Source organism: Streptomyces ruber (assembly GCF_014648075.1).
Taxonomy (GTDB): domain Bacteria; phylum Actinomycetota; class Actinomycetes; order Streptomycetales; family Streptomycetaceae; genus Streptomyces; species Streptomyces ruber.
Genome location: NZ_BMQK01000003.1, coordinates 418,300 through 432,236, shown reverse-complemented (window position 1 = coordinate 432,236; position 13,937 = coordinate 418,300). Strand labels below are relative to the sequence as shown.

General features: G+C 73.7%; 10 protein-coding genes. 6 read left to right on the top strand and 4 right to left on the bottom strand.

Features of this window, described 5'->3' with window-relative positions:
• Nucleotides 1–77: 77 nt before the first annotated feature.
• The 4 genes from IEZ04_RS10170 to IEZ04_RS10155 all read right to left on the bottom strand — a co-directional run bounded on the left by IEZ04_RS10170 (nucleotide 78) and on the right by IEZ04_RS10155 (nucleotide 5,014).
• Nucleotides 78–950: a carbohydrate ABC transporter permease gene (locus IEZ04_RS10170; RefSeq protein ID WP_189216401.1), complete on the bottom strand. Its 873-nt coding sequence runs from the start codon at nucleotides 948–950 to the stop codon at nucleotides 78–80.
• Nucleotides 947–1,936: a carbohydrate ABC transporter permease gene (locus tag IEZ04_RS10165; RefSeq protein ID WP_189216400.1), complete on the bottom strand. Its 990-nt coding sequence runs from the start codon at nucleotides 1,934–1,936 to the stop codon at nucleotides 947–949. The genes IEZ04_RS10170 and IEZ04_RS10165 overlap by 4 nt, the downstream gene beginning before the upstream one ends.
• Before the next feature lie 49 nt (nucleotides 1,937–1,985).
• Entirely contained in the window at nucleotides 1,986–3,353 is a 1,368-nt protein-coding gene (locus IEZ04_RS10160) for an ABC transporter substrate-binding protein (RefSeq protein ID WP_189216399.1), read from the bottom strand.
• Between the two features lie 518 nt (nucleotides 3,354–3,871).
• On the bottom strand, nucleotides 3,872–5,014 hold the full coding sequence (locus tag IEZ04_RS10155; protein WP_189216398.1) for a substrate-binding domain-containing protein: 1,143 nt from the start codon (nucleotides 5,012–5,014) through the stop codon (nucleotides 3,872–3,874).
• A gap of 369 nt (nucleotides 5,015–5,383) precedes the next feature.
• On the opposite strand from IEZ04_RS10155, the gene IEZ04_RS10150 reads away from it, so the two are divergent.
• The 6 genes from IEZ04_RS10150 to IEZ04_RS10125 all read left to right on the top strand — a co-directional run bounded on the left by IEZ04_RS10150 (nucleotide 5,384) and on the right by IEZ04_RS10125 (nucleotide 13,931).
• Nucleotides 5,384–5,911, top strand: coding sequence for a COG1361 family protein (locus IEZ04_RS10150; RefSeq protein WP_229820925.1), 528 nt, complete (start codon nucleotides 5,384–5,386; stop codon nucleotides 5,909–5,911).
• A 615-nt stretch (nucleotides 5,912–6,526) separates the two neighbouring features.
• A complete protein-coding gene (locus IEZ04_RS10145; protein WP_189216397.1) occupies nucleotides 6,527–8,665 on the top strand; it encodes a hypothetical protein in 2,139 nt (712 codons plus the stop codon).
• Nucleotides 8,666–8,864: 199 nt separating this feature from the next.
• Nucleotides 8,865–10,379: a GT4 family glycosyltransferase PelF gene (pelF, locus tag IEZ04_RS10140; RefSeq protein ID WP_189216396.1), complete on the top strand. Its 1,515-nt coding sequence runs from the start codon at nucleotides 8,865–8,867 to the stop codon at nucleotides 10,377–10,379.
• A complete protein-coding gene (locus IEZ04_RS10135; RefSeq protein ID WP_229820924.1) occupies nucleotides 10,376–12,103 on the top strand; it encodes a hypothetical protein in 1,728 nt (575 codons plus the stop codon). Before pelF ends, IEZ04_RS10135 begins: the two co-directional genes overlap by 4 nt.
• A 35-nt stretch (nucleotides 12,104–12,138) precedes the next feature.
• Nucleotides 12,139–13,140, top strand: a complete 1,002-nt coding sequence (locus tag IEZ04_RS10130; protein WP_189216395.1) for a GDP-mannose 4,6-dehydratase — start codon at nucleotides 12,139–12,141, stop codon at nucleotides 13,138–13,140.
• Between the two features lie 77 nt (nucleotides 13,141–13,217).
• Nucleotides 13,218–13,931, top strand: coding sequence for a nucleotidyltransferase family protein (locus IEZ04_RS10125; protein WP_189216394.1), 714 nt, complete (start codon nucleotides 13,218–13,220; stop codon nucleotides 13,929–13,931).
• Nucleotides 13,932–13,937: the final 6 nt, after the last annotated feature.

Here is a 13,937-nt window from a genome sequence, read left to right as displayed (position 1 = left end):
TTCCTCCAGTCACTTGGGGTGTCCGGTCACTTGGGGTGTCCGGTCACTTGGGGTGTCCGGTCGCTCGAGGTACCCGGTCACTTGACGGATCCCGCCGTGAGCCCCGACCGCCAGAAACGCTGCAGCAGGAGGAAGGCGACGATCAGCGGCACGACGGCGAGCAACGAGCCCATGATGACGACGGGGTAGTACTCGGGGGACGTGGTGGCGGCGCTGTTCCAGGCGTACAGGCCGAGGCTGACGGGGTACAGGTCCTGTTCGGACAGCATCACCATGGGCAGGAAGAAGTTGTTCCAGATGGCGGTGAGCTGGAACAGGAAGACGGTGACGACACCGGGTGCCAGCATGCGCAGGGCGACCCGGAAGTACGTGGCCAGCTCCCCCGCGCCGTCCATCCGCGCGGCCTCCAGCACCTCGCCGGGCACGTAGCCCTGGCTGAAGATGCGTCCCAGGTAGACGCCGAAGGGGTTGAACAGCACCGGGACGAACACCGCCCAGAAGGTGTTCACCACGCCCGTCTCGGAGGCCATCAGGTACAGCGGCAGGGCGAGCACGGTCTGCGGCACCATCACGGCGGCCAGGACGAGCCCGAACAGCTTCTCCTTGTGCCGGAAGCGGTACTTGTCGAAGGCGTATCCGCAGGCGACGCTGATCAGCGCGCCGAGCGCGGCGCCGAGCACCGCGTACACCAGGCTGTTGACGTACCAGCGGCCGTACAGCCCGCCGTCCATCGCGAACAGGTCGCGGACGTTCTGGACGAAGGAGAAGTCGCGCAGGGCGAGCAGGTCGCTGCCGAAGAGCGCGTCGCGGTCCTTGGAGGCGGCCAGCACCAGCCACAGCACGGGCAGCAGGGTGTAGAGGACGGAGACGCCGACGACCAGCCGGACGACGGCGCGGCCGAGCAGGCCCGGGCGCGCGGCGGTGGGTCCCGCGGCGGTGGCGTCGCTCATCGGGCCGCCTCCTCGTTCGCTCCGGCGCGGCCGGTCCAGCGGGTGACGCCGTACGACAGGGCGATGGTGAAGAGCAGCAGGATCACCGAGGCGGCCGCGGCGAGACCGTAGTTGTTGCGGGTGAAGGCGGCGTCGTAGATGTACATGCTGGGCGAGAAACGGGAGTTGATCATCGGGGTGGACTGGCTGAGCAGCATCGGCTCGGTGAACAGCTGCAGCGCCCAGATCAGCGTGAACATCGCGACCATCACGATGGACGCGCGCACCAGCGGCGTCTTGACCTGGAGCGCGGTGCGCACCGGGCCCGCGCCGTCGACGGTGGACGCCTCGATCACCTCGCGCGGCACGGCCTGCAGGGCGGCGTAGAAGACCACCATGTTGTAGCCGAGGTTGCTCCACAGGGCGATGTTGACGATCGACGGCAGGACGGTGTGGACGCCGAGGAGGTCCACGGTGATGTCCGCCCTGCCGAGCAGCTCGATCACCGGACTGAGGCCGGGCGTGTACAGGTACAGCCAGATCAGCGCGGCGATGATGCCGGGCACCGCGTGCGGCAGGAAGAGCCCGAGCTGGGCCCAGGAGCGCAGCCGGACCACGCCGGCGTCGAGGAGGAGCGCCAGGGCGAGTGCTCCCACGACCATGAGCGGGATGTAGACCAGGCAGTACAGGGCGACGGTGCCGAGACCGGCGAGGAAGGTCGGGTCGGTGAGGACGGCGGCGTAGCTGCGCAGTCCGACGAAGATCGTCCGTTCGGGGCCGAAGCCGAGGCCGGGCTGGTCCTCCTGGAAGAAGCTGAGCCACACGGCGGTGCCGACGGGGATCAGGAAGACGAGGGTGAGAAGGAGGAGGAAGGGGGTCATCAGGGCGGCGCACGCGCCGAGTTCGCGGCGGCGCGCGACCTTGCGGACGCGGTGTGCGGGCCGGGCTCCGTCGCCTGGTGCGCGGGGGGCGCCGGTCGGGGTGACCGGGGGTGTGGTGGTGGTCATGGGTGCGGGTCACCTGCCTCTCTGCAGGGCCGGACGAGCAGGTCGAAGGTCAGGTGCTGTGCCGGGTGGTGGCGAGACCGAGGGCCCTGAGGTCGGGCATGGTGCCGTCCTCGGCGGCGCGCACGGCGTCGAGGATCGAGCCCTGGCCGCCGCTCGCGCGGGCGAAGCCGTCCTGCATGAGCCGCTGGGTGGCGGTCATGCGCGGGCCCCAGGTCCAGCCGTCGCGGACCTTCTCGGCCTCCTGCGCGAAGAGCCGGTAGATGTCCTGGCCGCCGTAGTACGAGCGGTCGAAGGCCTCGCTGCCGACGGCGACGAGCGCGGGGGCGACGGGGTACTGGCTGCTGGCCCCGCTGGACAGCCGGGCGCGCAGGGCGTCGGGGTGGGAGACCTGCCAGGCGATGAACTCCAGGGCGGCCTCGGGGTTCCGGCTGTCCCGGGTGACGGCGAAGGTGGACCCGCCGTGGGTGCCGACCGCGGGGCGGGACGCGTCCTCGTCCCACTGCGGCAGCGGGGCGATCCGCCACTGTCCCTTCTGGCCGGGGCGGGCGTTCATCTGGGCGCCCGCGTCCCACGCCCCGCTGAGCCGGGTCAGGACCTGGCCCTGACCGATCTGGGCGTCGTGCTGCCGGCCCTCGGAGGCGTTCATGAACACGAGGTCCTCGTCGGCGAGGCGCTGCCAGTACGCGGCGACCTTGCGGGTGGGGGCGTCGGCGAGGGAGACGTTCCAGGCGCCGCGGGAGGTGTCGAACCACCGGGCACCGGCCTGCCAGGCGTACGCGGCGAACTGGGTGCCGCCGTCGGTGGGGAAGATGGCGATCCGCCGTTCCGGCGCCCTGCGGCGGATGACGCGGGCGGTCTCCTCGTACTGGGCCCAGGTGCGGGGGACGTCGAGGCCGTACTCCGCGAAGTAGTCGGCGCGGTAGTGCAGGACCATGGGCTCGATGTCGAGGGGGATGCTGAACACCCGGTTCTCGAAGGTGGTCAGGGCGAGGGCCTGCGGCAGCAGCTTCTCGCGCAGGCCGGCGCCCGCCCCGCCCGCGCTGTCGACGAGGTCGGTGAGGTCGCGGGCGACACCGTCGATGGCGAAGCCGGGCACCTGCGGGTATTCGAGGGTGGCGACGTCCGGGGCGTTGCCCGCGCGGGCGGCGTTGCTGAGCTTGGCGTAGCCGCCCTGGTTGCCGGCGGGGATCTGCTGGAAGTCGACCTGGATGCGGTCGTGGGTGCGGTTGAACTCGTCGACCACCTCCTGGCTGCCGCGCAGGGCGGACCAGAAGGTGACATGGGTGGCTCTCCCCGTGCCGCGCGACCGCCGGCTCCCGCCGTTGCCGTCGCTCCCGCTGCAGGCGCCGAGGGCGCCGGCCAGCGGGAGCGCGGTGATCGCGCCGAGCACGGAGCGGCGGCCGGGCAGTCCTGGCATGGGTACCTCCCGCGGCTCCTGTTCGGACACGGGAATCGTTGATCGGCCCGTGACAGCGGGTCAATCGTTCGATCACAACAAGCGCAAACGGTCAAACGATCAGCCGGGCGGCCCGGAAGGGGTCGGCACTGCGGACGCCGACGGGCCGGGCGTGCGGCGGCCGGACGTCCGACGGCGGGGCGGGCCGGGGACGGCCGGGCCGAGCGCTGCCGGGGACCCGGCCCGCCCCGGCCCCCACGGAGCACGGCCACACCCACGGGCGTGGACACCACCCACTCGCACACGGCACCGCGCGGCGACACGGCCGCCCCGGCCCGCCGCCGGGAACCCGGCCCGCCCCGGCCCCCACGGAGCACGGCCACACCCACGGGCGTGGACACCACCCACTCGCACACGGCACCGCGCGGCGACACGGCCGCCCCGGCCCGCCGCCGGGAACCCGGCCCGCCCCGGCGCCCGCGGGGCACGGGTGGCGCAGGCGCGGGACCCCGGCGCGGGGGTCGCCGCGGAGCCCGGGGCTAAGCGGACGCGGACCGGGAGTCCGTGAGCGGGCCCCCGGCCGGCGGAGCCTGCGCCGAGCCGCGGACCTTCAGTTCCGGGAGCAGCTCGATGCGCCGCACCGCCTCCGGCACGGTGGCGGTGCCGTGTTCGAACGCCAGGCGGCGCAGGAGGAGTTCGGCCGCGGCCCGGCCCACCTCCGCCTTGGGCGGTGCCACGGCCGTCAACGGCACGCTGCCCAGGGCGGCCACCACGTCGTCGTACGCCACCACCGAGCAGTCCCGCGGCACCCGAACCCCCGCGTCGGCGAGTTGCTGCACCAGCATCAGCGCGTCCACGTCCCCGTGCAGCAGGGCGCCGGTCGCGCGGCGCTCACGGAGCAGCGCGGCCAGGTCCAGCGGGGCGGGCCGCGCCGCCCCGCGGCCGGGCGCGGTGGCCGGGGCGCTCAGCACCACGCACCAGTCCTCGATCTCCGGCCGGTCCGCGGCGATCCGGGCGAAGGCCGACCGCACCGCGCGGGCGGTGGGGCTGTCGTCGCGGGCGGCGAGCAGGATGCGCCGGTGCCCGAGCGCCACCAGGTGGTCCACCGCGAGGTGCACCCCGTACCGGTGGTCGGAGCAGACCGAGTCCACGGCGTGCAGCGGGCCGCCCCGGTCCGGACGGCGCTCCATGAGAACGGTCGGCACCCCCGTCTCGGCCAGCCAGCGCGCGTCCGCGTCCTCCTCGTCGGCGCCGCGCCAGCGGGGCGCGATGAGCAGCCCGCGCGCGCCGCCCGCCAGCGCGCTCTCCACGATGGGCCGTTCGGCGCCCGCGGCCTGGGGCGCGATGTGCAGCGCGATCCGGATCCCGGCCTCTTCCAGCACGCCGCGCGCGCCGTGCAGGGTCTCCTGGAGGTAGGCGTGACGTTCGGGGACCACCACGGCGACGGCGTCGCCACGGCCGTACGGGGCGGCGGGGCGGGCGGTCCGCTCCACCGGCACGACGGGGCGCACCACCCCGTGCCCGCGCCTCAGCGCTCCGCGGCGCGCCAGTTCCTCGACGTCCCGGCGGACCGTGACGACCGAGACCTCCAGCTCGGCCGCGAGGTCGCGCACCCGGGCCGAGCCGCGGGACTGGACCACCGCGAGGATCCGCCGGCGTCGCGCTTCGGCAGGTTCCCGCATACCGGCCGGTCCTTCCCTTCCCTCACCGCGCCCCGCACGGACGCACGGAATGTTCGTCCGAACGGTCCTTCGGCAGCATAGCGAGGGACGCGCACGGGCCGGAGGCCCGCGTTCCCGTGTGCTCGCCCCGCGCCCGCCCCCATCCGATATGCGCCAATGATCGAAAAGCGCCCGCCGGATCCCCCTGTCCCACCGGACCCACGGCTTCCGGAAGTCGCTTCCGTCGCCACGTGCACGGACGTCTCCCACGACACCACACGAACAGTCCGTCACAGGACCTTCACAGAGCGCACACTTCCGGCCGCCGGAGTGACCGCTGCGCCGCACGGGGAGGACGGTTCGCCCGTGCCTCTCGTAGCCTCCCGGGCCATGCGACGCACACAGATGAGACGCTTCGGGCTCGCCTCCTTCCTCACGCTCCTCCTCGCCCTGTTCGGCATGGCCCCCGCCGCGAGCGCGGCGCCGGCGGACACCGCGGACCTGACCTTCAGCGCCGGCAGCGCGACCGTCCAGCCGGGCGGCACGGTCGACCTGTCGATGACGCTCACCAACAACCACACCTACGACGTCTGGTTCGTGTACCAGACCATCGACCCGACCTGGCTCACCACGCAGCGCCCCGACCTGAAGTACAGCTTCACCGCGTGCAGCCTCGCCACGGCCGACGGAGCGGTCCCCTGTTCCGGCACCGGGCCGGCCGACCTCGGCGGCAACTACGGCACGACCGTCCCGCCGGGGCAGAGCCGTACCGTCACGCTCACGCTGCAGATCGCCGAGGACTCCGGCTGCAACGGCAACATCGGCTTCTACTCGTACTACTACGCCGAGTTCAGCGACAGCACGAGCATCAGCGGCGGCCCGGCCTACACGCCCGAGGTCCGGGTGCTGTGCGCCTGACCCCCGCACCGCCCGCCCGGAGCTGAACCGGGCGCCGGATGCCGCGCGGGCGTCCACGGCTCCGTTCCCTTCCCGTGAGCCACGTGCGTCCCGCGCTCCGGGTGGTTCCCCCGCTGCGCGTGTGACGGCGGCTCGCCCCCCTCCCCGTGAGCCCGCCTCCACATCCGCCGCACCGGCACCTCCCGACGACGGCCGCCCCTTTCCCGTGGGGGGCGGCCGTCTCCGCACCGCTGACACGTGACCTGAAATCGATCAGGTGGGGAAATAGCCGCGAGGTATGTACCAGTGGCGCCGCGCGACGTGCCGGCACCTCGCTCCCGGCGTCTCCGATCCGGGCCGGACCTGCGCGAGTGCGGAGATGTCGAATCTGTGGGCGGGCGGCTGGAAGACGTCGGACCAACCCCTTCTCCTGTCCCTTCAGCCCGATTGAACACCTGCGTTTTTCCGTCATGTTTCGCAGCAGGCGCACATGAGTTCCACATGGGCCCCACTATGTGAGCGGGACGGATGCGGACCGACCGAAAGCCTGAGGGGGGCGACGGCGTTCGCACGGGGGTGCGTCTCGGTCCGCAGGGGGCTGTGCTCACCCCGTCCCTGGGGAGGGGACTCGACCGCATGAAGCGGAGCATGCGCACGGCCTTGTGCACCGTGGGAGCACTGATCGCCACGCTCGGCTGGCCCGTGGGGACGGCCCACGCCGACGGCACCACACCCCGGATCGACCTCCGGGTCCTGGTGGTGAGCGACGGCGGACCGGCCACCGGCGCGATCGCCGCCGAGCTGGAGAAGGCCGGCACGCCGTACACCGAGGTCGACCTGGAGCAGTCCGGGCGGCCGGTGATCGACGCGGGTTTCCTCGCGGACACGGTGGACGGCCGGCCGCGCGCCAGGTACCAGGCCGTCGTGCTGCCCGACGACAACCCCTTCCCCGCGGGATCCGCCGAGATGGCGGCCCTGGTGGAGTACGAGCGGACGTATGCGATCCCCCAGGTCGACGCCTACACGTACGCCCGTCCCGAGGTGGGCCTCCAGTACGGCGTCGGCAGCGGCTACGCGGGCAGCCTGGACGGTACGACCGCCGAGGTCACGGCGGCCGGCCGGTCCGGTCCTTTCGGCTACCTCGACGGGGCCGTGCCGTTCGAGGACAACGACCCGGCGATCAGCGAGAGTTACGCCTACCTGTCCACCCCCGTCGCCGGGGCCGACTTCACGCCGTACGTCCAGGCGCAGATCCCGGGGCGGTCCGCCAAGGGGTCGCTCGTCGGCGAGTACCGGCACGACGGGCGGCGCGAACTCGTCGTCACCTTCGTCTACAACCAGCACCAGCAGCAGTTCCGGCTGCTGGCCCGGGGCATCGTCGCGTGGATGACCGGCGGCGTCCACCTCGGCGCCTCCCACAACTACTTCGCCGTGCACGTGGACGACGTGCTCGCCGCGGACGACCGCTGGAACAGCGAGCTCAATTGCACGCCCGGCGACGTCGACTGCACGGACCCGGACGTGGAGCCCGACCCGATCCGGATGACGGCGGCGGACGTCGACCACGCCACCGCCTGGCAGGACTCCCGCGGCTTCACGCTCGACCTGGCCTACAACGCCGCCGGCAGCGTCGACCACCGCGAGGAGAACGGCGGCGCCGACGAGCTCACCGACCGGTTCCTCGCCGTCCGCGACGAGTTCCGCTGGATCAACCACACGTACACGCACGCCTTCCTGGGCTGCAGGCAGGACACCAGCGTGGTGCCGTGGCGCTGCGCCACCACCGCCGGCGGCGCCGTCGACTGGACGAGCCGCACCGAGATATCCGACGAGATCGCGCTGAACCGGGTGTGGGGCGAGACCAACGGGCTGCCCCTGGAGAACGGCGAACTCGTGACCGGCGAGCACTCCGGTCTCAAGGTGACCCCGCAGCAGCCCGAGGACAACCCCCACCTCGGCCCGGCCCTCGCCGACAACGGCGTCACCTGGCTCGCCTCGGACAACTCCCGTGACCCGGGCCAGCGTCGGGTCGGTCCCGCCCTGACCGTCCCGCGCTACCCCATGAACGTCTTCTACAACGCCGGGCGCGCCGCCGAACAGGTCGACGAGTACAACTGGATCTACACCAGCCGCGCCCAGGGCGGCAGCGGCATCTGCGAGGACAACCCCGCGACCACCACCTGCCTGCCGGAGCCGCTGGACACGGCCACGGGGTACGCCGACCACATCGTCCCGCTGGAGACGCGCATCGCGCTCGGCCACGTCCTCGGCAACGACCCCAGGCCGCACTTCATCCACCAGTCAAACCTGGCCGAGGAGCGCATCGCCTACCCGGTGCTCGACGGTGTCCTGGAGCAGTACTCCGCCCTCTTCGCCGACGACACCCCCGTGGTGAACCTGCGGCAGCGGGACATCGGCGCCGAGCTGGAGCGGCGGGCGGCCTGGCAGGCCGCCGTCGACGCCGGCCGGGTCACCGCATACCGCATCGGCGGCACGGTGACCGTCGAGGCGCCCGAGGGAGTGGCCGTGCCCGCCACCATGACCGCGGGCACCACCGCGGGCGGTGCCGCGTACGGCGACGCGTACGCCGGTCTGGTCTCCGCGTGGACGCCCGCGGCCGCGCAGCCGCTCGCCCTCGCCCTGCCGCCGGCTTCGGTCCCGGCCGCGCCGTCGGCCGCGCCGTCCGCCGACGGCACCGGGCCCTCGTCCCCGGCGCCGGACACGCGTGTGCCCGCCGGGGTGACCGAGCCGGTGCCGTACGCACCGCAGAGCTGACCGCTCCGCACCCGAGCACGGGTTCCGGTCCCGCAAGGCGCACGGACGGCTCCAGCGCGCCGGGCGGCCAGATCGGCCGCCCGGGGCGGGAGGACGTCCGTCCCGAACGGCTCGTGCGGCCCGGGTGACCCACCAGGTCGCCCGGTCCCGGCCGCAACCCGCACCACCCCACACCGGCCCACAACGGCGGAGCACAACCATGCACGTTCTCCACGGCGCGCGCCGCTCCGGCGCGACGCGCGTCACCCTGCTCACCGAAGGAACGTATCCCCACAGTCATGGCGGTGTGAGCGTCTGGTGCGACCAGCTCGTCACCGGCATGCCCGACATCGACTTCGACGTCATCGCGGTGACCGGCACCGGCCGGGAACCGGTCGTCTGGGACGTCCCCGCCCACGTCGCACGTGTCACCTCGGTCCCCATGTGGGGACCGGCCCCCGACGGACGGCCACCGCGCGGACGCCGCGAGCGGCACCTCGCCGACATCCACGAGCGGTTCGTCACCGCCCTGCTCGACCCGTCCGCCGAGGACGGGTTCGGGCCCGCCCTGTACGGGCTCGCGGACGCGGCCGCCGCCGGGGAGCTGAGCCCCTTCCTGCGCGGCGACCGGGCGCTCGGCGTCCTCGCCTCCGTGTGGAACCGTCCGGGGGTGGCGGCGCGCGAGGCGCGGCCCACCCTGCACGACGCCGTCACCGCCACCATGCTGCTGGAGCACGCCCTGCGCCCGCTGGCCGCTCCCCCGCCCGAGGAGGGGGTCGCGCACGCGGTCAGCGGCGGTGTCGCCGTCCTGCCGGGGCTGACCGGTCTGCGGCGGCACGGCGTCCCGCTGCTGCTGACGGAGCACGGCGTCTACCTGCGCGAGCGCTACCTCGGGTACCGCACAGCGCCCTACCGCTGGCCGGTCAAGGCGGTCGTCCTCGGTTTCTTCCGGCTGCTGGCGGAGGAGACGTACCGGCGGGCCGCCCTGGTCACGCCGGGCAACCGGTACAACCGGCTGTGGGAGGAGGAGGGCGGGGCCGATCCCCGGCTGATCCGCACCGTCTACAACGGCGTCGACCCCGCGGCGTTCCCGCCGGCCGGGCCCGAGCCCACGGCGCCCACCCTGAGCTGGGCGGGCCGCGTCGACCCGATCAAGGACCTGGAGACGCTGATCCGCGCCTTCGCCCTCGTACGGGAGAAGCTGCCCGAGGCGCGGCTGCGGCTGTTCGGCGGCACCCCGCGCGGCGGCGAGGCGTACCGGGAGCGGTGCGAGGCGCTGGCCGCGGAGCTCGGGCACGGCGACGCGGTCACGTTCGAGGGCCGGGTCGACGACATCAAGGACGCGTACGCGGCCGGGAACGTCGTGATGCTCTCCAGCATCAGCGAGGGCTTCCCCTTCACCCTGATCGAGGCCATGTCCTGCGGGCGGGCCACCGTCTCCACGGACGTGGGCGGGGTGCGCGAGGCCGTCGGCGACACCGGTCTCGTCGTCCCGCCGCGCGACCCGGCCACGATGGCCGCCGCGGCGCTGGAGCTGCTCGGCGACGCGGAACGCCGCGGGCGGATGGGCGAGGCGGCACGGCTGCGGGTGATCGAGCAGTTCACGCTGCGGCAGACCGTCGACGCCTTCCGGTCCATCTACCTGGAGCTGGCGGAGCGCGGCGGGGTTGCGCCGGACGAGACGCGGGCCTCGGACGACGTCGCCGCCACCGGCCTGAGGAGCGTGGCCGGATGAGCGGGCCGCTGGCGCTGGAGCCGGACGACGCGGGGGACGACGCGCTGTCGCTGCGGCTGGCGGAGGAGCGGACGGTGGCCCTCCGGACGGTCCCTGACGAAGCGGCGTCCTCAGGGACACGGAAGGATCACCCCGCGGAGGACGACCGCGCGCCCGCGCGCCGCGACGGGGACGACCACACCCTGGCCCTGCGGACGGCGGGCGGACCCGCGAGGTCCTCGCCGGCACCGGACGGCGGCCACGCGCGGAACGGCGGTGCGTCCGCCCCTCGTGCCACGGACGATCGCACCCTCGCCCTGCGCACGGTGAACAGCCGCAGGGTGCCCTCGTGGGCACGGGACGAGCGGCGTGCGGACGCCCTCACCGTCGCCCTGCGGAGGGCCGACGACCCCGCGAAGTCCCCGCGGACGTCGAACGAGCACACCCTCGCCCTGTGGCTGCCCCGGCACGGACAGCGGGAGGCGGTGGACCGGCTCGCCGCCGACCTGGCGGACCGGGCCGGGGCGGCCGTGCACCCGTACGAGATCGCCGCGCTGCTGGAGTCGGAGGGCCTGACCGGGGAGGCGGTCCGGGAGCAGTACGGCCACAAGAACCTGTTCTCGCTCGCCGCGGCCGTGTACGACCGGGTGCCGCGCAGCTTCCCCGAGCCGGCGTCACCGCCCGACCCGTGGCGGCCCGACCACGTGCGGTGCCTGCTGCGCGGGCTGCTGTTCGCGCTGCCGGGGCTCGCCCATCTGCTCACCGCGCGGCTGTGGCAGTCGGGCGGCGGGCTGACCGCCCTGGTCGTGGCCGGTCTCGTGTCGTGGGCGTGGGGCCAGGCGCTGGGCCACCGGGCGTACCTGCGGCTGGCCTCGGGGCGCCGGGAGGCGGGGCGCACGCTGCTCGCGGGGGCACCCGTGGGTGCCGTCCTGGCGACGGCGGCCGGTGCGCTGACCGGCGTTCCCGGCCCGGGCGCGGCGCTGTTCACGGCCGGGCAGTCCGTGTACCTGGCCTGCGCCGGAGTGCTGCTGGTGCTCGCCCGGGAGCGGCTGCTCCTCGCGGCGCTCGCCCCGCTCGTCGCGGGCGCGGTCACGCTGCCCTGGTGGGAACCCGGCCCCGTGCTGCGGGCGGGGCTGCCCCTGCTGTCGCTCCTCGCCGTGCTCGTCGCGGCTGGCTGGGTGCTGCGCGGCACGCTCGCGGCGGCCCCCGCCCCGAACGCGGTCCGGCCGCGCCCGGTGCTCTCCCTGCCGTACGGCCTGTTCGGGCTGGCCGCGGGCGTGCTGGTGCTGGTGCAGGGCCGCTGGGAGCCGTACGCCGTGATCGTGCTGACGGTGAGCATGGGACCGGCCGAGTGGCTCCTGTACCGGTACCGCGGGCTGTCCGTGGCGGCCCTCCGGGCGACCTCCACCCTGCGCGGGTTCCGGCTCCGTTCCGCCGGCATCCTCGCGCTCTGCCTGCTCGCCTACCTGGCTCCCCTGCTGCCCGCCGCGCTGCTGACCGGCGCCGAACCGCTGCCCCTGCTGCTGCTCGCGGCCGCGCTGTGGACCGCGCTGCTGCTGCAGGCGTTCGGCACGGCCTGGGTGCCCGCCGCGGTGTGCGTCGCCGCGGCGGCCGCCGCGGGCGCGCTCGCCCTGTTCCGTCCGCCGCCCGACCCCGCCCTGCTGTCGCTGTGCTGCGGGTCTGCCGCGGTGCTCCTCACCGGATGGGCCCTGCACACCCTGGGCCGGCCCTCCGCACACGCCTGATCCGCCACCCACCCCCTACCGGAAGGAACCCCGAGTTGAGTTCCGCACCGCTCGCCGCCGTCACCGGAGCCGAGGGCTTCATCGGCTCCCACCTCACCGAGGCGCTGGTCGCCTCCGGGCACCGGGTGAGAGCGATGGCCCAGTACAACTCCTTCTCCTCCTACGGCTGGCTGGAGACCCTGCCGAAGGACGTCCTCGACCAGGTCGAGATCGTGCTCGGCGACGTCCGCGACCCCGGCTCGGTCCGCGGCCTCGCCGAGGGCGCCGACTGCGTCTACCACCTGGCGGCCCTGATCGCGATCCCGTACTCGTACCGGGCGCCGCACAGTTACGTGGACACCAACGTCACCGGCACGCTCAACGTCCTGGAGGCCGTCCGCGCCCTCGGCACGCCCCGGCTCGTGCACACCTCGACGAGCGAGACGTACGGCACCGCGCAGACCGTGCCGATCACCGAGGACCACCCCATCAACACCCAGTCGCCGTACGCCGCGTCGAAGGCGGGCGGGGACCGGCTGGCCGACAGCTACTACGCGAGCTTCGGCACCCCGGTCGTCACGCTGCGGCCGTTCAACACCTTCGGCCCCCGGCAGTCCATGCGGGCCGTCATCCCCACCGTCATCGGGCAGCTCGCGGCCGGGACGCGCACCATCACCCTCGGGGACCTGCGCCCCACCCGCGACTTCACCTTCGTCAAGGACACCGCGCAGGCGTTCCTCGCGGTGGGCACGGCCGAGGCGGAGAAGGTGGTGGGCCGCACGTTCAACGCGGGCACCGGCGGTGAGATCTCGGTCGGCGACCTGGTCGCGCTGATCGGCAAGGTGATGGACACCGAGGTCGACGTCCGCGAGGACGAGCAGCGGGTGCGGCCCGCGGGCTCCGAGGTGATGCGGCTCGTCGCGGACGCGACCCGGCTCCGTTCCGTCACCGGCTGGGAGCCCGCGCACAGCCTGGAGCAGGGCCTCGCGCAGACCGCCGGGTTCTTCCGCGATCCGGCCAACCTCGCCCGCTACAAGACCGACATCTACAACATCTGACGGTCCGTCGCGCGTCCCGGACCGGCACCACGGCACGTCACGTCAAGGCACGTCCACACGTCCATGAAGGAGAGCCCATGCACGCAGTGATCCTGGCGGGAGGCAAGGGCGTCCGGCTGCGGCCCTACACGACCGCGCTGCCCAAGCCGCTGGTGCCCATCGGCGACCAGCACGCCATCCTGGAGATCGTGCTGCGCCAGCTCGCGGCGGCCGGCTTCACCAGCTGCACCCTCGCGATCGGGCACCTGGGGGAGATCATCCGCGCCTACGTGGGCGACGGGTCCCAGTGGGGCATGACCATCGACTACGCCACCGAGGACAGTCCCCTCGGCACCATGGGCCCGCTGCTCACCATGCGGGACCGGCTGCCGGAGGAGTTCCTGGTGATGAACGGCGACATCCTCACCGACCTCGACTACGCCGACGTGCTGCGGCGGCACCGCGAGTCGGGCGCGCCGCTGACCATCGCCACCTACGCCCGCACGGTGAAGATCGACTTCGGGGTGCTGACCACCGACGACAGCAAGGTCGTCGGCTTCACCGAGAAGCCGAACCTGGACTACCGCGTCTCCATGGGCGTGTACGGGCTCAGCCGCGCCACGCTCGACAGCTACACGGCCGGGCTGCCCCTGGGCTTCGACGAGCTGGTCCTCGACCTGCTCGATGCCCAGAACCCGCCCCACGCCTACGAGTTCGGCGGATACTGGCTGGACATCGGCCGCCCGGACGACTATGACCGGGCGAACGCCGAGTTCACCAGCCGCAAGTCCCTGCTGCTCAAGGGAGCCTGAGCACCG